At 37.4% G+C, this 19,695-nt stretch carries 17 protein-coding genes; 3 read left to right on the top strand and 14 right to left on the bottom strand.

Annotation, left to right across the window (positions count from 1 at the left end):
• Positions 1-3: 3 nt before the first annotated feature.
• The 12 genes from NE558_RS05130 to NE558_RS05075 form a co-directional block, all read right to left on the bottom strand.
• Positions 4-972 (bottom strand): alpha-ketoacid dehydrogenase subunit beta, encoded by a 969-nt coding sequence (locus tag NE558_RS05130; protein ID WP_256148842.1) that lies wholly within the window; start codon positions 970-972, stop codon positions 4-6.
• Positions 969-1,955, bottom strand: coding sequence for a thiamine pyrophosphate-dependent dehydrogenase E1 component subunit alpha (locus NE558_RS05125; protein ID WP_256148840.1), 987 nt, complete (start codon positions 1,953-1,955; stop codon positions 969-971). Before NE558_RS05125 ends, NE558_RS05130 begins: the two co-directional genes overlap by 4 nt.
• A gap of 37 nt (positions 1,956-1,992) precedes the next feature.
• Positions 1,993-2,355, bottom strand: coding sequence for a Lin0512 family protein (locus NE558_RS05120; protein WP_256148838.1), 363 nt, complete (start codon positions 2,353-2,355; stop codon positions 1,993-1,995).
• Between the two features lie 233 nt (positions 2,356-2,588).
• Positions 2,589-4,526, bottom strand: a complete 1,938-nt coding sequence (locus NE558_RS05115; protein ID WP_072743647.1) for a sigma-54-dependent Fis family transcriptional regulator — start codon at positions 4,524-4,526, stop codon at positions 2,589-2,591.
• 233 nt (positions 4,527-4,759) lie between these two features.
• A complete protein-coding gene (gene spoIVA, locus NE558_RS05110) occupies positions 4,760-6,238 on the bottom strand; it encodes a stage IV sporulation protein A (RefSeq protein ID WP_256148837.1) in 1,479 nt (492 codons plus the stop codon).
• Between the two features lie 324 nt (positions 6,239-6,562).
• Entirely contained in the window at positions 6,563-7,249 is a 687-nt protein-coding gene (locus NE558_RS05105; RefSeq protein ID WP_256148836.1) for a YczE/YyaS/YitT family protein, read from the bottom strand.
• The gene (locus NE558_RS05100) at positions 7,246-7,677 is read right to left on the bottom strand and encodes a MarR family winged helix-turn-helix transcriptional regulator (protein ID WP_256148835.1); all 432 of its coding nucleotides are present in this window, start codon (positions 7,675-7,677) and stop codon (positions 7,246-7,248) included. The genes NE558_RS05105 and NE558_RS05100 overlap by 4 nt, the downstream gene beginning before the upstream one ends.
• A 403-nt stretch (positions 7,678-8,080) precedes the next feature.
• The gene (locus tag NE558_RS05095; protein ID WP_256148834.1) at positions 8,081-9,049 is read right to left on the bottom strand and encodes an ABC transporter substrate-binding protein; all 969 of its coding nucleotides are present in this window, start codon (positions 9,047-9,049) and stop codon (positions 8,081-8,083) included.
• 49 nt (positions 9,050-9,098) lie between these two features.
• Entirely contained in the window at positions 9,099-9,698 is a 600-nt protein-coding gene (locus NE558_RS05090; protein WP_256148833.1) for a hypothetical protein, read from the bottom strand.
• Between the two features lie 132 nt (positions 9,699-9,830).
• Positions 9,831-10,508 carry a hypothetical protein gene (locus NE558_RS05085; protein ID WP_256148832.1) on the bottom strand — a complete coding sequence of 226 codons (678 nt, stop codon included), beginning with the start codon at positions 10,506-10,508 and terminating at the stop codon, positions 9,831-9,833.
• Between the two features lie 487 nt (positions 10,509-10,995).
• On the bottom strand, positions 10,996-11,844 hold the full coding sequence (locus NE558_RS05080; RefSeq protein WP_256148831.1) for a PhzF family phenazine biosynthesis protein: 849 nt from the start codon (positions 11,842-11,844) through the stop codon (positions 10,996-10,998).
• 221 nt (positions 11,845-12,065) lie between these two features.
• On the bottom strand, positions 12,066-12,413 hold the full coding sequence (locus tag NE558_RS05075; RefSeq protein WP_256148830.1) for a winged helix-turn-helix transcriptional regulator: 348 nt from the start codon (positions 12,411-12,413) through the stop codon (positions 12,066-12,068).
• A 126-nt stretch (positions 12,414-12,539) separates the two neighbouring features.
• On the opposite strand from NE558_RS05075, the gene NE558_RS05070 reads away from it, so the two are divergent.
• Entirely contained in the window at positions 12,540-12,935 is a 396-nt protein-coding gene (locus tag NE558_RS05070) for a pyridoxamine 5'-phosphate oxidase family protein (protein ID WP_256148829.1), read from the top strand.
• A gap of 240 nt (positions 12,936-13,175) precedes the next feature.
• On the opposite strand, the gene NE558_RS05065 is transcribed toward NE558_RS05070, so the two are convergent.
• Together NE558_RS05065 and NE558_RS05060 are read right to left on the bottom strand one after the other, a co-directional pair.
• A complete protein-coding gene (locus tag NE558_RS05065; protein ID WP_256148828.1) occupies positions 13,176-14,621 on the bottom strand; it encodes a DUF2812 domain-containing protein in 1,446 nt (481 codons plus the stop codon).
• Positions 14,622-14,715: 94 nt separating this feature from the next.
• Positions 14,716-16,197 (bottom strand): S-layer homology domain-containing protein, encoded by a 1,482-nt coding sequence (locus NE558_RS05060; protein WP_256148827.1) that lies wholly within the window; start codon positions 16,195-16,197, stop codon positions 14,716-14,718.
• A gap of 274 nt (positions 16,198-16,471) precedes the next feature.
• On the opposite strand from NE558_RS05060, the gene NE558_RS05055 reads away from it, so the two are divergent.
• Positions 16,472-17,023: a helix-turn-helix domain-containing protein gene (locus NE558_RS05055; protein WP_256148826.1), complete on the top strand. Its 552-nt coding sequence runs from the start codon at positions 16,472-16,474 to the stop codon at positions 17,021-17,023.
• 255 nt (positions 17,024-17,278) lie between these two features.
• Positions 17,279-19,651, top strand: coding sequence for a glycyl radical protein (locus NE558_RS05050; protein ID WP_256148825.1), 2,373 nt, complete (start codon positions 17,279-17,281; stop codon positions 19,649-19,651).
• Positions 19,652-19,695 lie beyond the last annotated feature (44 nt).

Genomic DNA, 19,695 nt, shown 5'->3' with positions numbered 1-19,695 from the left:
TCCTTATACCAATGTACGAATGGCACTTACAATATCAATTGCATTGGGAATACATGCCTGCTCCAACACAGGGGCAAAGGGTACTGGCGTATCCAATGCACCAATACGCACCACTGGAGCATCCAACAAATCAAACATATCTTCTGCAATGATTGCAGAAATTTCGCCGCCATAACCGCCACGCTTATTTTCTTCTGTAGCAATGACCACTTTATGTGTTTTCTTTAAGGATTGGAAAATCAGTTCTTTATCCAAAGGATATAAGGAACGAGGGTCCAAAACCTCAACAGAAACGCCCTCAGCCTCCAATTGTTTCGCTGCAGACAGAGCTTCCTGTACCATTTTACCTGTGGCAATGACTGTAACATCATTTCCAGCATGCTTGATGTCACCCTTACCAAGGGGAATGGGCTCAAAGCTTTCCACTTCGCCCTTCATGGCATACATTGCCTTGTGCTCCAAAAACATAACAGGGTTGTCATCATCAATTGCTGAAAGCATCATCCCCAATGCATCCTGAGGAGTGGATGGATAAACCACCTTTAGCCCCGGCACATGGGTTAACCATGCCTCTAGGGATTGGGAATGCTGTGCCGCCGCACTTACCCCTGCACCATTTGGCAGACGCACTACCATTGGCATAGAAATTTTCCCACCAAACATATAACGCATTTTTGCCGCTTGGTTCACTAACTGATCCATACCAACGGTTAAGAAATCACAAAACATTAACTCTGCAATAGGGCGAATGCCTGTTGCCGCCGCACCAACAGCAGTACCAATGATTACGCCTTCAGAGATAGGTGTGTCACGCACGCGTTTTTCGCCGAATTCCTGAAACATTCCTGCGGAAACGCCGAAACAACCGCCAAACTCGCCAACATCTTCACCAAATAATACTACATTGGGATTTTCTCTCATCCGGATGCTCATGCCTTCTCGGATTGCCTCTGCATAACTCATCTTTTTCATCTTACCCGTACCTCCTCTACAATATCGGAATAGATATCCTGTACAACGGATGCAACATCAGGTTCAGGACTCTCTTCTGCAAATTGAATGGCATCTTTTATTTCACCCATTACTTGTTCCACGCAAGCCGCAAGTTCTTTTTCGCTTAATACATTGTTTTCCTTCAAGAAAGCCTCAAATCTAGGAATAGGGTCCTTCTTTAACCATGCTTCCTGCTCTTCCTTAGGTTTATAGTTACCGGGATCTCCTTCAAAGTGGCCTCTCCAACGGTATGTTTTGCACTCAACCAAAGTAGGCCCTTGACCTTTTCTTGCTCTGGCTACCGCTTCCGTTGCCGCTTCATAAACAGCAAGCACATCATTGCCATCTACAACAACGCCGGGGATACCATATGCCGCACCACGATCGGCAACGTCTTTAATTTTCTGATGACGAGCCTGACTCATGGAGATACCGTAATTATTGTTTTCACATACAAAGATAACAGGCAAATTCCAAACTGCCGCCAAGTTCATAGATTCATGGAAGGTACCTTGATTTGTGGAAGCATCACCAAAGAAGCAAACACAAACTTGATCTGTTTCTCTCAATTGGGCAGATAGACCTGCACCTACGGCGATATTATGACCTGCACCTACGATGCCGTTTGCACCCAAAATACCCTTATCGCGATCTGCAATGTGCATTGAACCGCCTTTTCCTTTGCCATACCCTGTAGCTTTACCATATAGCTCAGCCATCATAAATTTTAAATCGCCGCCCTTTGCCACAATGTGGCCGTGGCCTCTATGGGTACTGGTGATATAATCCTCATCGCTTAAGCAAGCGCAAACACCTGTTGCAACTGCTTCTTCCCCTAAGTACAGGTGAACAAAACCAGGAATTCTCCCATCTGCAAACAAAGATTGTGCCTTGCTTTCAAATTCACGGATACGTAACATCCGCAGATACATGTCTTTCATGACTTCCTTAGGTACTTTCATTTCATAAACCTCCTTTGAAATATTGTTCAAGAACGCCTTATGGTTCCAGAATCCTAACCTCTACCGCCGCAATGGCAACTTCTATACTGTCGTCTTTATCTCCAAACCTTGGTATAAAAAGCCCTGGTACATGCAAGCCTCCTTTAACCGCCTTTACCTCCACTTGACCAATGGGTAAACAGTTTGCAATCTCAACAGGATTTACCTCCTCCGGCCTTGAAACTGCCACTGTCACTTGAATTTGTACCGACTGATTTAAGTCCTCTAGGCCCAAAACTTCTGTTAAACCACACAGACAACTGCGTGAAACTGCATCCTTCACCGCCTTTACTGCCGCTTTACCTGCATCCTGACCATGAAAATCCGTGCCCATTCCAAATTCAATGATATAACGCTTCATACTTCACCTCCCTCTGCCTTGTTTCTGTACTATTTATAAAGCAAGGTTTGTGCCACATTTGGCGGTTACCACAATTTTGTGCACTTGCACAAATACAATGGAGCATCATGAGACTTTGATAAAATTTTTTGTTTATTTTGTCTAAAACGCAAAAAAACCGTAAGATTTTTGAGAAAAAATTTCTCTCAAATATCTCACGGTCTCGATAATTTCTCATGATACAATGAGAAATCTCAATCTATGACTTTTACTTTTTTCGGTTGAATGCCACACTTTTTACATATGCGATAGAAAGTTGCCCGACTTACCTGTAAGCTCTTAGCAGCATCATCAATATTTCCTTTTGCACCTTGCAAAGCTTTTAATACTTCATGATACATGGTATCTGTTTGGGGAACAGTTTTTGATTGTAATTTTGAATTGCCAATGACATAACAAAAGTCCTCCGTAGTCAAGGTGTCTTCATTGCATGCATAAAAAGTTCTTTCTATGCTGTTTTGTAATTCACGCACATTTCCGGGCCAATCATATTGCATCAGCGCATCCAAATATCCCTCGGACATGTTTTTTTGCTGCTTTGGATAACGTTTGTTAAAGCGATCCAAAAATATCTCAGCACAGCCTTTGATGTCCAACGGACGATCCCGCAAGGGGGGTATATCCAGTTTCAATACGTTTAGGCGATAAAACAAATCTTGGCGAAAACGTCCCTGCTCCGACTCGGTACGCAAGTTTCGGTTTGTTGCGGCAATCACCCGCACATCAAGCTTTCTTTCCTGGGTTCCGCCCAATCGGCGAATGCGCAGGGATTCCACCGCCCGCAAAAGTTTTGCCTGAAACTCCAAAGGCATCTCTCCAATTTCATCCAAAAACAGCGTTCCTGAATTGGCAAGTTCAAATTTTCCAGGGTTTCCTTCCTTTAAGGCGCCAGTGAAAGCACCCTTTTCATACCCAAACAATTCACTTTCAATTAAATCCCTTGGCAAAGAAGCACAATTCACTGCTACAAAAGGTCCCTTTGCCCGACTGCTCTCGTTATGTATTGCTTGCGCAAACAGCTCTTTCCCTGTTCCGCTTTCACCTTCAATCAAAACCACTCCATCATAGCAAGCAAATTTTTGCGCCAATTGTATGGTTTTTCTCATCAAAGGGTCTTGGGCATAAATGTGCTCAAAGGTGTAATTCGCCCGATTTCCCGAAACTTTGTTTACAGAATCTATCAGATATTCTTGTCGTTTTAATGTAACTGTAAAGGTTCTAATATCCCCATCTAGGGTGGGGGACATGGTTGCACTGCAATCGTAAATATGCCGTCCCACCAAAAGGCGAGTGTCATTGGTAATATATTGTCGTTCCTGCTCCCAATGCTGTAATTGGGTCCAATCCACATCAGGCATATACTCTCGAAAATCTGAATTTTCCAAAAGATTCATGGTCAATCCAAAGCTTTTTTCTGCGGCTTGATTAATCCATATTGGGCAAAATGCATCGTTTAACAGAACAATTCCATTTTCACTGCTATCTAGGGTTTTTCTCATAAGCCTTGCACTTTGCTGCTGTTTTATCATGGTTTCTATGCTAAAGGCCGCTGCAACCACAAGCCCTAATGTATGGGTATGGGGCTGGGCATAGTGAAAGTCCCCCGATATATCCAAGCAACCAATGATTTCGCCATTGGCACCATGTATGGGTGCAGCGGAGCATGTCCATTGATGATGGGGCAAACCGTAATGCTCCGGCCCTACCATTTGAATAGACGTATCATAGTCCAAGGCAATGCCGATGGCATTGGTGCCAACCTCTAAATCGCTCCAAAGGGAGCCTTTGACAAACTCCAGCTCCTTAGACATTTTTTCAACCGCCATATCCCCTATGGTTTCCAGTATGTAACCAACACTATCTGTCAAAACCAATAAAAAGTGGGATTGCTTCACAATTTCGTATACACTTTGCATAACGGGCAAAGCAATTTCCAAAAGCTCCTTATTTGCTGCCCGAATACTTTGAAATACTTTATCATCGGCACAACGCCCTCTGCCCTTCATGGGGTCTAAGCCATTGTGCTGGCATTTCTTCCATGACTTTTCTACAATTGGATTCATTCTTTCATCTGTCTCACCTGTTTTGACAAAATGATCCCATATTTCTTGCAAAATCTCAATTTCCATCATTTTATCCCCCTTTAAAACTCATTTTGTCTCAAAAGTCTTATCTCTATTGTACAGGAGAATTACATTTCTCACAACTATGTAAGATTACCAATAAATATAACAATCTTTTGTTCTAATTACACACAATTCCATTTCATTCTTGTGTTCTAATTAGTTGAGCCGTATCTTAATCACGCATCAAAACACTCCAAAACAAAACGGCTGTTGTCTTTCGACAACAACCGTTTTGCGCATTAAAGAATAATGCAAATCAAACCGCCGCTTCCTTCGTTTACAATCTTTTGCAGGGTTTCTGCCATTTTAAATTGTGCATCCTCCGGCATACGATAAATCTTGTTTTGCATGCCTTCGCTCACCATTGCACTTAACGTGCGTCCAAAAATATTCAAGTCCCAAATTTTTTCAGGCTCAGATTCATAGTCTGCAATCAAATTATCAATAAACTCACGAGACTGGTCTTCATTCCCGATAATGGGTGAAACTTCTGTTTCCACATCCGCTTTGATTAAATGGATAGATTCACCTTTTGCTTTCAGCTTAATGCCATAGCGGCTTCCCTGTTTGAATACCTCTGGCTTCTCCAAGGAAATCTCCTCAAACACAGGGGTAACCACGCCATAGCCTTTGCGCTTCACATCGTTCAATGCCGTGGCAATCTTATCATATTCTTTCTTGGTTTCCGAAAGCATCTTAATGGTGGAAATAAGGGCATAGTCATTTTCAATGGGTAAATCAACGGTTTCACTTAAAATACGATAGAATAAGCCATCCTCAAAGGTTAGCGCAACATCCACAGCGCCTTCTCCCGGTAACATACGATCTGAAAAGGCCTTTTTAAGGAAATCTTTACTTTCTAAGGCTACAATGGCACCGGAAACATCGGCTAAACGGTCAGCCTTATCCATGACCTCCTTCAATCCCTCAATCAGAGAGTCTTTCAGCCAATGGTCATCCTCCAGCGTCTCCACCCATCCGGGGAAATAAAAACGGATTTCACGCATTGGAAATTGATATAATACTCGCTCCAAAATGGTTTTAATGTCTTCCGCTTTTAGCTGGGCAACGTTTACAGGAATAACGGGAACCCCATATTTTTCCTCCATCTCTCGAACCAAGATGGCTGTAGATTCTCCATAAGGTGAAGCTGTATTCAGAAGAATTACGAAAGGTTTTCCCATTTCCTTAAGTTCCTCAATAACTCTTTCCTCAGCATCAATATAGTTCTCTCTGGATAATTCCGTTACAGAGCCATCTGTTGTCACCACAATGCCAATGGTAGAATGGTCGGTAATTACTTTCTTTGTGCCCATTTCTGCCGCTTCTATAAACGGCATGGCATTTTCCGACCAAGGTGTATGTACCATACGGGGAATTTCCCCATCCATATGCCCCTCCGCTTCGGGAACCAAATAGCCCACGCAATCGATCATGCGAACACGCATATCCGTATTATCGCCAAGGGTAATTTGAACAGCTTCATTGGGCACAAATTTAGGCTCCGTTGTCATAATTGTTCTTCCTGAAGCAGATTGAGGCAATTCATCTTTAGCCCGCTCTCTGGAATGAACATTTTGAATATTAGGAAGCACCAACAAGTCCATAAACCGCTTGATAAACGTGGATTTTCCTGTACGCACGGGGCCAACCACTCCAATGTAAATATCTCCGCCTGTTCTTTCAGCAATATCCTTATAAATATCAAATTTCTCCACGACAATTTCCTCCTTTGATTTCTAACTGTATCCATACAATATATTATTATGTTTCAAATACAGGAATAGAACAAAGTTGGACTTGTTTTAATTTATTTCTCTTTTAAGTGTCTAATTCGTCATCAAATGGATTACTTGTGAATTAAGTAATTTCTATTATTTCATTACATCATTCTTCCAAATCAGAAAAATAATCAGCATATTCACATTCTTCATTCAGTTTATAAAGCAGGCAATATGGCCCTTGCCATCAGCATAGGTGCTCTCACTTTCATATACAGCTAAATAACTATCCTCATCAAAGTCAACCTCAGAAAAACAACCTTATCTTAATTCTGCTGCAACCACTTTTTTATCCTCTATTACATTTCCCGACAGGAGGTTCTCAACAAAGCTCAACTTTCTTTTCAAAAATCGCGCTATCATTCCTACAAACAGTGCAGCAACAATTGTTCCTTCACGCACACCAGCAAGTTTATGGAAAATAAGAAATCCTATTACACCAGCTATAATTGTGATTGATGAATCAAATATAACCTTTGTCTTACCAAAATCTTTATGAAATGTAACCGACACTGCTTTCACAAATGCTTCTCCCGGCAGCATTACAACATCTGCAGCCATCTCCATATAAACACCTACTCCTAATATTATGCAGCCAACAACCAGAGAGAGAACTTTCATGTAATACTTATCTGGTTCCATAAAAGACAGTACTTTCATAGTGAGATCAATAAACCATGAAAAAGCCAAAGACACCGGTATTTGCAATAAATATTGTCTTGAAAAACTCTTTCGCAGTAACATGATTTGAATTATAATTAGAAGAATACTCATATATAGAGTGAACATACCAAGTGTGGGTTTAAATGCTAAACTGAATGTATATGGGATACTGGAAATTGGTGATGTGCCAAGATTTGCTTTTGTAATAAAACTTACACCAAATGAATTTAATAATAATCCTATACTAAATAAAACGTATCGTTTTAATATCTCTTTTTTACTCATTGTAGTTTCTCCATATCAATCATATTACTGCATATTTTATAAAAAATATTCATAAACTTTTCCTTCTCATTTTTTTCAATCCCATGAAACACTTCTGTTTCTATGGCACGAAAGGTCTCTGCAACCTTTTCCGCCTTTTCCTTTCCCAAATCTGTCAAATATACATAGCTTGAGCGCTGATTGCCGTTTAACGTACGTCGCTCTACTAACCCCTTTTCTTCCATAATTTTTAATATTCCTGTTAGTGTAGCTGGATCTATCTGACATCCAAAAGCGATATCCTTTTGTATACTTCCATCATGCAAACTAAGGTAATCTAATACTTTTGGCTGTCCAGATGTTAAACCTGTTTCAACTAACCCGTAAAATACTTTTTTCTGAAATAATGCCTGATTAATCATAAGCAAGTAATGAAAACTCTGATTCATATTTCCTCCAATTGTTTGTATCCTCATTATTTGTATCCTAACCTTAATATTGTAAAATAAATTACCTTAGTTGTCAATCCCTAACCACAATAACACAGAATAAGTACGCAAAATTTCCTTAATAATTAATTCAGACTGAGCCATGATTTACATAATATCCGCAACACTTGCGATACCAGTAACAAACTTCAATAAATCTTTTCTAACTCTTCATCTTGAGGGAAAGAAAAGAACCTTCATAAAAATTTGGCATCTTTTTATCAGTCTAATTACAGTCATAGAATCCCATTCACTCAAATAAATAAAGCAGAAAGAAATACAAATTATCCTGTATTCTTTCTGCCTATTTTATGCTTTACTACATTTCTAAGGTGTAGCAAAAATCACGTTCCGCAGACTTTCCTTACACACCATTTTTTTCAACCAATGTTAGAAGCTCTTCAGTAACCAAATCCAATTGAGCCGACCAAGAATACACATCATTCAAATACATGAATGGTTCGGAAAGCACAATAATATTTCCCTTCTGTACTGCAGGAAGAGACCGCCATACAGGATTATTTTCAGTCAGCTGATAATTGTCCGACTCCGTCACAAGTATGTAGTCCCCCATATATTCAGGTACAGCCTCAAAAGAAAGTGTCGCACCCCAATCCACACCAGCCTTTACCTCTCTTAACGCCGCGTCTGTCTGTGGCAATTCTAACGCACCAAATAAAATCTGTCCTCCAAGGTTATTGCTCCAACGCACACCGATTTCATTTTCTCCTTGCACTCTTATAACACTAAAGGTTTTTTGATACAGTCCTGTATCTTTTAATTTCTCTTTTGCATCCTGCACCTTTGCATCATATGTATCTAGTACTGCCTTCCCTTTCTCCCTGCCCAATCCTAAGGCATCCGCCAAAAAAGAAAGCATTTCTTCGGTTTCAAGCTCATAAATCGGTACATAAACCGTTGGTGCAATTTTAGAAAACTGCTCATAATTGTCTTTATACTGAGTGACAATTAAATCAGGGTTTTCAGCCATAAGGTATTCAGGCTCCCACTTTTCCAACACCTTAATATCCTGAATCAAATCTTTATATGACACATCTGTGGCGGTGTAATCCTCAATTGCGGCAGGGGCTACTCCAAGGGCTAAAACATTTCCAAGCAAACCACAATCCGTAATCACCCGTTGGGGGTGAACAGGAATTTCAACCTCTCCGTTTACAGTGGTAAACATTCTTGTATCTCCGGTTTGTACACCTTCCGAACTATTTTTATTTTCTTGTTCGCTTTTTCCAACATTGCCGACACAGCCTGAAAGCAGAAGAGACAGTGCAAAGGATGCAGCTACGATTTTCTTAATAATCCGTATTTTAAACATACTGTACGTTCTTTCCTTGTTTATTAAAACATGTTCTCATGATGCTCCTCTAAGATAATATTATTACTATTAATAGAAAAAGAAATATAAGAATTCCAAATCCAGCGCCTATTACTAGAGATAGGCGTTTTAGAGCACTTCCAGGTACAATCTGTTGTCGGATAGTATATTCAGAAGGAATTCTTATAGACATCAGCGAACTTACTTCTATGGGTCTTAAACAATTTAATTTGCTAAGCACTTCTTCATAGTTTTCAATATCATTTGGAATGTAAAGAAATTTATTTGCTTCTTCAGACTGAATAGAAACACCATCTGCAATTTGAACTATTTTTACTATTTGATTTATTGGAATGATAGTATCCTTAGTTTTATATTGTTTTTTATGAATGGTATCTTCTGTAATTGATATTTTAAAACTAAACCAGTCTCTTCTAATTCGGTATATTCTTAAGCTCTCCTTTATTAAAGTATAAACAAGAAATAAACCGCAAAACAATTTAAAAACACCTTGAATCATATAATCATCCACTGATGATTTTAAAATAAAATATAAGATTAAAGGCAATAACAACGACATAAAAGAGAATAGAAGTGCTTTTCTAAGTACTGTTTTAAAATTCTCTTTTTGTAATGAATATTCGGACATGATGCTCTTCCTTTCTAGGTATTTCTTAAGTATCTTATATCTGCATATTTCATTGTATTGTATGCATTTAGAGTTTTTGTATTTCACTTAAGTTTTTAGTTTATCTATAATAATCCTGAATTAAAAAAGTCATTAAAGAATTTTTACAGTTGTTTCTTTCGTCTGCTCATTTTTATCTTTATAACGCACGACACACTCTCCTAGTTTTGAGAATGTCACAAAGTCGACATCATAGTCAAGTGATATATCATTTATGAAATTATTTTCATTATAGGCAGTGTACATTGGGAGAGGCACACTCATTGGACAAGAGAAGTCGTAAAATTGAAGGCCTGATGGGTGTGCCCAATAACACCCACTAACCACCAAAATATTATTTTTTTTACAATAATACTTTTCTTGCCAAATAAAAGACTCTTCCTTATTAAGAACAGTCTCGGGAACATAAGACACTACCGATAGGTTTGACATGTCCATAATTGAATAACCATACAAATCAATGTTAAATATCAGATATTCTCTGCCATCCATATGGTGAATTAATTTTGCAAATATAAACCCAGTAATGCACTTAAACTCAGCAATAATAATTCCATCTAAACTTTTAAGTATACCTTTTGACACGGTATGTTGAATTGGAAATTTTTTACCTGCTTTGGATTTTTCATACGAAAATATCTCTAAGATGTACTTATTTTCTATAATATATTGAGTCGTTCTCGATGGATCCAGCATATATAGCCAATCAAAAGATTCTATATATATTTTATAATCTTGTGTGTATGCAATATTTTTCGGATTATCTATCATAAAATGTGCTCCATATTATTGACTGCTCTTTGCAATCTTCTATCTTACTTCCCCCATTCAAGAATAAACAGCCCATTTTTTTCAACAGTAATACCTTCCCAATATAATTCATTAGACTGTTCAACAAGAGGATCTGAGTTGTAAAATAGTTTATTTTTAATACTAACAAATAATACCATATTTTCATGAGGTTTTAAAAAAATTGCAAAAATAACTCTTTTTTTTACAAAATTTGCAGGTATATATTTTTTTAATATAAATACGTATAAAAAAATTAGCCGAGCGCCTTAAAACTATATTTATTGAAAGTTGATTAAAAAAAACTCATTATCAAATAATGAGTTTCTTTTAAAATTAAATTCAATTGGATTCTTGAATCATCTGAGTCAGTATACAACTACAATAGTACCTTACGTTTTATTTGGTGCAGTGTTTCCACCATAGATGCATATTGTATGATGTCTGTTACCATTATCGGTTTTTTTGTCTAAATTAAGAGTTGCCCTTTTGCAATTATCTTAACATCTCCAGCGACTTTGATGTGACCTGTGGATTGATCAGCAAAAACTTTTATTTTGCTGGGTCTTCCTACGAAACCTCCTTGATTCATTAATATATCGTCTGTTACATTGCAAATATTTCTTTTATACAGATAAGCTCCGGTAGGACCAGCTGCACTGCCGGTTGCTACATCCTCGATAGCCCCCAAGTTGTCCCAAGTACGACCTTCCATTCTATCTACATCAAACAAATAAACAAATTTTGCTCGAATTTTTTCTAATTGTTCCTCGAAGTCTCCAACACTAATTTTTGCCTTTTCTAACCCTGACGAAAGAGGAACTATCAAATAGGGTAATCCAGTTGAAACGACCTCCATTGGAAGCGTCGGATGAAGTTGATCTGTTGTAAGGTTTAGTGCCTGCAAAAATACATTGCCCAATTCCCCCTCAACAGTTCCCAAGAATTCAGGTGTACCCTGATTCATTGTAGCCTGAAAATAGCCTTCCATTTTTACGGATTCTGCTTGCAATGTTTTATTGTTCAACTCAAAAATTGCGGTTATATTTTGTTCTTCTGCATATAGTTTTTCATGGATTACTGCTATGGCTCCTAGTATTGGATGTCCAGCAAAATCCAATTCTTCTTCCACAGTGAAGATTCTAGCGCGAAAATGCTTCTCCTCAATTTGTCTGAGAAAAATAGTTTCAAACTGCTTGAACTCCTGGGCAATTGCCTGCATATACTGCTTGTCCATATCTTCTTCATGAAATATAACGGTCAACCCATTCCCTGAAAGAATTTTAGAGCTAAATACATCTACATGATAATAAATCATTTGCTTTTTCTCCTTTGCTGCATGTCTTTATTTATTTTAACAGTCATTTTCTTATATGACCCTCTACTGAATACATAATGCTAATGCTTCCGTATGCCTTGCCTTGAATAGTCAGATACCCCTCTTGACAGGAAGACATGATAGGCTACCAAAAGCATACCTCCGTAAAGCATTTTTGTATCAATTGTTGAGCTTTAAATACCGAACTGAATACTGCTTCATCAATCCATTTTATCTTGTGCCACCTCCGCACCCCATTTTGCCAATTCATCAAGCGCCGGCAGAAGTTTCCTCCCCGCTTCTGCTAACGAATACTCAACATGAGAGGGCATTACATTATACTGTACTCTTTCAATTAATCCATCCTGTTCCAGTTCCTTAAGAGAACTTGTCAGCATCATATTGGTGATTCCTACGATCTTCTTTTTTAACTCATTGAATCGAAGGGTACCACATTGAGATAATACCCAAATGATTGGCAACTTCCATTTGCCTCCAATCAAACTTAAGGAATATGTTACGGGACAAAAAACATTATTATCGCCCATAAAAATAATCATATCTTTCATAAATTTCTCCTATACTCAGAATAATCATACCTAGTCATAAAAAACTGCATACTTGCATGATATAATACTTTATTTTATGATTATACTAAAGAAAGTTAAAAAATCAAACACAAACGGAGGTTTATTATGAATGAAGTATTAGAATTTTTTAAAGAATGCGGTGTGTTTTTTGTTTCCACCGTTGATGGCAATCAGCCCAGAGTCCGCCCCTTTAGTTTCGCCATGGAGTACGATGGCAAACTTTGTTTTGCGACAAGCAATCAAAAACCAGTGTATGCACAGTTAATAAAGAATCCAAATGTTGAAATTTCTGCATCTTCAAAGGATGCAAGATGGTTGCGCCTAAGCGGAAAAGCTGTATTTTGCACTTCAAAGGAATCCAAAACAAATGCTCTTGAGGTAATGCCAATGCTAAAACATATGTACTCCCCAGATGACACTATTTTTGAAATCTTCTATCTTGAAAATGCAGTTGGAAATTTCTATTCTCTTCAAGGTGAATCTAAAAGTATTTCCCTGTAAAATATCATAAGAAGAGACCCAAATTTATTTGGGTCTCTTTGCTACTTAAGTATTAGAATTAGACTCCAGAATGTAAGCTTAATGATTTCTATCATCTCTCAAATACTTTAACATGCATTTAATGGCCAGTATTGCAAGGTAACTCCCAGTCCATATTCAATGAATGTAGGAAGAAAAATTAAAACAGAATTAATTGATTCCATTACATAACCTCCTAAAAATATTTATCCTTTTCACCTATTAGAGTTGATTAGGCTTTAATTTCTCCATGATGGTTTCAACCTGCTCATCTTTCACAGGTTCTTCTAGATACAGTTGCACAATTTTGTCTTTATATATCAATAAGTATTCACAGTCATCATAGATTTTTTTATCAAATTCGTACTCTATATCGTAATCAAATTCCCCTCTTTTGTAGTCATAATATTTTAAATAAGCTTGCTCTGTATTGAAGATTACGTTATCAATTTCTTTTATAGCTTTCTGTGACCCCCACCGTAGTTTTTTCATATCGTCTATCACAATATCCCTTACAAAGGGATATTTGGGTTCTATGATATCATACTCAATTTCAGGAGGAGGATTTAACTCCGGTAAAGCATCTTGTCTGTATTGATTTCTGATTAGAAAAATTGAGTTATACTTATATTCTTCATAAGAATAGTTCTCATAGTTTATATTTTCGTATAGATCCTCAAATCTTAGCGGAATATCATCGCTATATACTTTATATTCCTCTATATCCGTAGGAGAGTATTGAAAAGTCACAATACGATATGGATGTGCCTCATGCTTTGGTACATTAAATTTTATAATGATATTTGTGATTGAAAACATATATACAAAACTAGCTATCAACAGCAATATAATTGAAACCACCCGATTCGTCATTGCCGCTACATTTTTCTTTTTCAAGAAATAAATAGTAAACCGATATACAAAGATAAGAATAGGGACATAGAGCACCGTAAGAATAACTGCCAAGAAATTTACCTTTACGAACAAATCTTTTAAAATCAAGATTACTAATATAGAAACATAAGAAACAATTATAACATCAACTAATTGTTGATATTTATGTATCTTTTCAATACATCCCCCGCCCTTAGAAACAGAACGTTCACACTGTTGGCACCAAATGAAATAATCTAGCAAAATATAGCATAGATAAATCAGGGCGGGAAGCATAATTGCCACGGTATATAAATTACTAGTTTTAGAAAGATAATAAAGAGAACTTTCTTTGAAAGATTTGTACTCCGCGAAAATATTATATAAAAACAATAAAATCAGTATTATGTGTGAAGGGATAAAACTCTTCTTCATACATTTTTTAATATTTTCAAACTTTACTCTTTCATCTGTCTCAAATGGAGTGGGATTTTCATCTTCATTACAAAAAATTTGCATTTGATTAAATTCAGTAACAAAATTCCATCCAGACGCACTAGCATGATTATGATAGTTTCTTTGATTTTCGGTTAAAGAAGGATTAAATAGAGATGCTTCCGAAAAATAAGTTACGACATACTTTATTTTTTTAGGCTCTGCCTTACGAAATGTCCATAAATACGCACCTATCTTTTCGAGAAAAAGCCCCTTTTCAGCCATCTTCTCCAGTTTTAATTCAATGTCCTTGTAGTGATTCATACGAAAAGATATGAACTTTTTAACTGTATTTTTCATTTTTCACCTCATTAAATAGCCTTATAATCATTAAGCCTACTTAAAATAGCCTTACTTTCTACCTTTAGATTTTCAAAGTTAAACAACGAGGAATTCATGATTCATCTGTTGTTCCACCCCACTCAACAGCTACAAAGCCTTTTCTTTCAGCCTTACTCAATACTTGTTCCTTAACCTTTTCACTTCCGTTTGCAGCCTTATACACCATAAATACCCGAATCAAGCTGTCAGGATTGGGTTCAATGTTTAGAGATACTTTGGAAGCATATTCCTTAGTATCAAACTTAATGATATTGAATTCGTTCTTCATCAATTGGGGCCCCCAGTAAGTTATAAAGTCTGCCCGTTCTTTAGCATTCAAACCCAATAAACTTAATTTTTCTTCTAAGAAAGACACCGTTTCTTTCTTACTCACCAAAAAGCCCTCGTCAAAAACGGGTGTATACTTTTCTACATCACCTTCCCAAAAAAGGTATGGATATTCTGTAGCTCCACTTACCAGGGTGCCGTCAGTTTTTGCAGTAACAGACCATCCTTTGTTGTATTCAGGATAGGTAAAGGTAAACACTCCATCAAAAGATACCTTTACATTTACATTAGTTTCTTTTTCAGGATATAGATAAATCACAGGTTTTCTAGCCTGAAAAGTATAGGTAACATCGGGCTCATGATTGTATGCATTATATAAAATTTCAATTGCATCTTCTCTTGTGGCGACCTTGCCAGCTAACTGGTCTGAAATCAACTTACTTTCCTTAGCAATACTTAAATATCCTTCAGGATATCCCCCTAACCTATTTACCGAGACAGAAAGTGCGTTTTCTTTCGACATGCTGATTGCGCTAGCTTTTATCAAAACAGTAACACAATCTTTTATGGTGATACTTTCATTTGGAGAAAAGGTATCTTTATTTTTCCCATTAATAATGTTTTTCCAATACGCAAGTTCAATATATTTTCTTGCCCAATAGTCTTTAGGGACATCTTGATACGGAAAAGGTTTTTTCAATTGCACTTCTGAAAAATAATTACATTCATAATCAAAATATATCTTCATAATAAGGGAAGTAAATTCCCCTCTAGTTATATTTCGTTCCAAGTGTAACTGCCCATCGTCATACCCATTCAATATACCCAAATCACATAAAAATTTCGCCTTATCTTCTATAGAAACTTGTTTTTCATACTTCTGAAACGTCACAAGTTTATAGGGATGTTCTTCGCCGTTTGCACTTTTTCTATCTACATGAAAATAGTACAGGAAGTATGCCTTTATCACATCACCGTCATGAAACTGTCCTTCATCAAACTTGCCTGTGTTGAGAATGAAATAATTAGGATTCGTGTCTTTAATATTATAGTCAAAAGCTTCATCTAGTTTAATATCACTCCAAAGCTCATCACTTATTTTTGACAGCTTGATTGTATCCTTTGAAATTTTTGTAACTTTTCCTACAAGTACAGCATTAGCGTCATCTATCTTTTCAAATGAAAAAGTATTCTCTCCAAAAACCGTTGAAGTTGCAGAAATCAAAATACAAATACTTAATAAAAAACTGATAACTTTTTTACTCATAATAAGCCCCCCTTAAAATAATATAATTTTAATTCCTTATCTACACATTTTTACAAATTTTACCACCGCAAGTATACTATAGCTTTATTACAAGGTAAATGGATATTTTCAATTTGTAACATAATTGTCACAAACCTACTTCCAATTCATAGAAGTTTTTGGCGCAACATGTATGTCAACAGTAAAAAAGTTGCCTTAAAAAATTGTTTTTGTTATAATAGAAATAATTCATAGTCAAATGATATTGTTAAATTAAAAAATAGAGGAGATAGAAATGTATAGTATACCCCCTGATATTGGAAAGGAAATGCGAAGAATCCGAACAGAAATGAGAATCAGCCTTGACACTGCGGCCCGCCTTACTGGGGTTTCCAAGGCAATGCTTGGGCAAATTGAACGAGGTGAATCCATTCCTACCATTTCTACCCTTTGGAAAATATCCACAGGCTATAAAGTCACCTTTTCCAATTTTATTTCACAAAATATAACTGAAAATAATATTTTAAGCATTGATGATATCTATCCCATAAAGGAAGAAAATGGAGATATGTTGCTATATAATATCTTCCCTTTTGATCCGATTTCAGGCTTAGATTTTTTGCAGATACACATGAAGCCCCATTGTCGGCATGAATCCTTCCCCCACACCAATGTTTTAAATGAATACATCGTCATCATTCAAGGACAGCTGCAAATGACTATTAACGATAAGGTCTATATTTTGCAAAAAGATGATGCTCTTTCCTTCCAAGGTGATTCAAACCATGTTTATACAAACCCTTCAAATGAGGATGTTATTTTTCATAATGTGATTCGATATAAGTAAAATAAAAAAGGCAAAAATCCTATGATTTTTGTCTTTTTTTATATAAATACAAAAACGTGCACACCAATTTTATACAAAATGATTGGGCAAATATGATATTGACAAAAACGAAAAAAAATGCAATATTAAGACTATAATCTGTGCGCTATAACATACGTTGGTTTTTTTATTATCACATCTTTTCCCAATTAAGAAATTGACTGTTATCCCGCACAATCATCTGACGGTTTATATAATCCATTAAGGAGGGTCAATATGAATACTACTGCTAGAATTGAACGATTAAGACAAAACTATGTAAATTCAAAACCATCTGTTTGTATTGAAAGAGCTAGAATTTTTACAGAATCTCATATGCGTACTGAGGGTATGCCCACCCCTATTCGCAGAGCACAAGCTTTTTATGATTTTTGCAACGAATTTGATATTCAAATCTTTGAAGATGAGTTAATTGTGGGTACAGCTGGTAAGTTTAGAAGAAGCGGCATTTTGACACCCGAGTTCTCTTGGAAATGGGTGGACAAGGAAATGGACATGTTTGATAAACGTCCTCAAGATCCTTATGAAATGACCGATGAACAAAGAGCATACGTTCGCGAGAATATCTTCCCTTACTGGAAAGGAAAATCCCTTGAAGAGCATTTTCTCTCTATCCTTCCTGAAGAAACTGCCAGAATCGCAGTGGATACAGGTATTGTTGATAATGACTCAAAATGGCGCCAAGCTGTTGGAGAAGTAACTCCAGATTATCAAGATGTTCTTTTCCCTTTGGGCTTTCAAGGTATTTTGAAGCAAGCGGAGGAACAATTAGCTGAATTAGATTTTGCAAATCCTGATGACTTTGATAAGATCGCATTTTATAAATCAACCATATTAACCAGCAAAGGTATTATGCGTTTTGCGGAAAGATTTGCTGATATGGCGGAACAAATGGCTAATCAAGAAAAGAATGAGGAAAGAAAAGCTGAACTTCTAAAAATTTCAAAAGTTTGCCGAAACGTTCCAGCAAATCCTCCAACCTCCTTCCATGAGGCAGTGCAATTTGTATGGTTTGTGCAGCTTGGGGCAATTATTTCCGAAAATCCATTGGCACTTAACCCAGGCAGATTCGATCAATACATGTTCCCCTATTATGACGCTGATGTTAAAGCAGGCATAATTACCAAGGAAGATGGGGAAGAGTTGGTTCAGGCTCTTTGGTTGAAATTCTCCGAGTGGGTTTGGACAATTTCTGCAAATACAACAGGTTATTTTGCAGGTTATAACCAATTCCAAAACCTCACTGTTGGTGGACGCAAAAGAGATGGTTCTGACGCTACCAATGAGCTTTCTTATATCTGCTTGGAAGCCACAGATAAAGTAAAAACCCATCAGCCGGGGCTAAGCGTTAGGATCCATTCCGACTGCCCGCAGAAATTCCTGGATGCTGTAACTGAACTTGTCAGCAAAGGCACAGGCTTCCCTGCAATCCATAATGATCAGGCGGGAGCGCAAATGCTTCTGCAAGCAGGTTATGAACCTGAGGATGCAAGAGATTGGAGCAATTGTGGTTGTGTAGTTCCCCATTTCCGCAAAACAGGGCAATGGACTGCTGCTGTAAATATCAACTTTGCCGCTGCTATGGAATATGCACTGAACGAAGGAAAAAGCAGACTTACAGGGGAAAAAATGGGTCTGGATGCAAAGCCCATTGCAAATTATTCATCCTTTGAAGAAGTAAAAGATGCAACTTTGGAACAGATGAAAAACTTAATTTATCATAGTGTTGTTGCAACTGTTGTGGCACAAAAGCTACATACACAGCTTGTTCCCCGCCCTTTCCTTTCCACCTGTGTTGAGGATTGTATCAAAAATGGTAAAGACTTATCCTGTGGCGGAGCTCACTATAACGTTGGTCCTGTTCTAACGGGTATCGGCCTTGCAGTAGTGGCAAACTCCCTTGCCGTGATAAAAAAGCTTGTGTTTGAGGATAAAGTAACCACCATGGAAGAGCTCAATAATGCTATGGATGCAAACTGGGTAGGATATGAAGAATTAAGGGCAAAGGCATTAAGTGTGCCAAAATACGGTAACGACGATGATTATGTAGACGATATCGCAAGAGAGATTGCCAACTATTATTATCTGGAAACCAGAGCCCATAAAGATATCTTTGGTTCCAATTTTAATTCAGCATTCATGGGAATTTCTAACTACATCCCAACGGGAAGAATTGTTGGCGCCACCCCTTGCGGCAGAGAAGCCACAAAGCCAATCACAGAGGGTGTATCCCCTTATGCAGGAAGTGACGTTACCAGCCCCTTGGCGGCAATGCGTTCCAGTGCAAAAATGAATCATGATGTTCATACTGGAGGTACACTTTTAAACCTGCGTTTAAGTGAAGAAATGGTTAAAACACCTAAAGGCAGAAGAGACCTTGGCAATATCATTCGTGCTTATTTCTCTCTTGGTGCCTTCCATGTACAATTTAATACCCTCTCCACAGAGGTACTTCGTAAGGCACAGAAAAATCCTCAGGATTATAAAGACCTCTTGGTACGTGTGGCAGGCTATAGTACTCAATTTGTGAACCTTTCTCCAGAAATGCAAGAAGCAATTATTGCAAGAACAGCACACGAAACTATGTAATGCAACAATAACTCGCCTGCTCCTTCTTAGGGGCAGGCGTCTAC

It is taken from the genome of Anaerotignum propionicum (assembly GCF_024461735.1).
In the GTDB taxonomy this organism is placed as follows: Bacteria; Bacillota; Clostridia; order Lachnospirales; family Anaerotignaceae; genus Chakrabartyella.
Note: the sequence above shows the minus strand (reverse complement) of the source record. Positions and strands in the feature narration are given on the sequence as shown.

What these genes read in the sequence shown, in the direction of transcription:
- NE558_RS05130 (WP_256148842.1), bottom strand. Translation starts at nt 972, where the DNA reads ATGAAAAAGATGAGTTATGCAGAGGCAATCCGAGAAGGCATGAGCATC.
- NE558_RS05125 (WP_256148840.1), bottom strand. Translation starts at nt 1,955, where the DNA reads ATGAAAGTACCTAAGGAAGTCATGAAAGACATGTATCTGCGGATGTTA.
- NE558_RS05120 (WP_256148838.1), bottom strand. Translation starts at nt 2,355, where the DNA reads ATGAAGCGTTATATCATTGAATTTGGAATGGGCACGGATTTTCATGGT.
- NE558_RS05115 (WP_072743647.1), bottom strand. Translation starts at nt 4,526, where the DNA reads ATGATGGAAATTGAGATTTTGCAAGAAATATGGGATCATTTTGTCAAA.
- NE558_RS05105 (WP_256148836.1), bottom strand. Translation starts at nt 7,249, where the DNA reads ATGAGTAAAAAAGAGATATTAAAACGATACGTTTTATTTAGTATAGGA.
- NE558_RS05100 (WP_256148835.1), bottom strand. Translation starts at nt 7,677, where the DNA reads ATGAATCAGAGTTTTCATTACTTGCTTATGATTAATCAGGCATTATTT.
- NE558_RS05095 (WP_256148834.1), bottom strand. Translation starts at nt 9,049, where the DNA reads ATGTTTAAAATACGGATTATTAAGAAAATCGTAGCTGCATCCTTTGCA.
- NE558_RS05090 (WP_256148833.1), bottom strand. Translation starts at nt 9,698, where the DNA reads ATGTCCGAATATTCATTACAAAAAGAGAATTTTAAAACAGTACTTAGA.
- NE558_RS05085 (WP_256148832.1), bottom strand. Translation starts at nt 10,508, where the DNA reads ATGATAGATAATCCGAAAAATATTGCATACACACAAGATTATAAAATA.
- NE558_RS05080 (WP_256148831.1), bottom strand. Translation starts at nt 11,844, where the DNA reads ATGATTTATTATCATGTAGATGTATTTAGCTCTAAAATTCTTTCAGGG.
- NE558_RS05075 (WP_256148830.1), bottom strand. Translation starts at nt 12,413, where the DNA reads ATGAAAGATATGATTATTTTTATGGGCGATAATAATGTTTTTTGTCCC.
- NE558_RS05070 (WP_256148829.1), top strand. Translation starts at nt 12,540, where the DNA reads ATGAATGAAGTATTAGAATTTTTTAAAGAATGCGGTGTGTTTTTTGTT.
- NE558_RS05065 (WP_256148828.1), bottom strand. Translation starts at nt 14,621, where the DNA reads ATGAAAAATACAGTTAAAAAGTTCATATCTTTTCGTATGAATCACTAC.
- NE558_RS05060 (WP_256148827.1), bottom strand. Translation starts at nt 16,197, where the DNA reads ATGAGTAAAAAAGTTATCAGTTTTTTATTAAGTATTTGTATTTTGATT.
- NE558_RS05055 (WP_256148826.1), top strand. Translation starts at nt 16,472, where the DNA reads ATGTATAGTATACCCCCTGATATTGGAAAGGAAATGCGAAGAATCCGA.
- NE558_RS05050 (WP_256148825.1), top strand. Translation starts at nt 17,279, where the DNA reads ATGAATACTACTGCTAGAATTGAACGATTAAGACAAAACTATGTAAAT.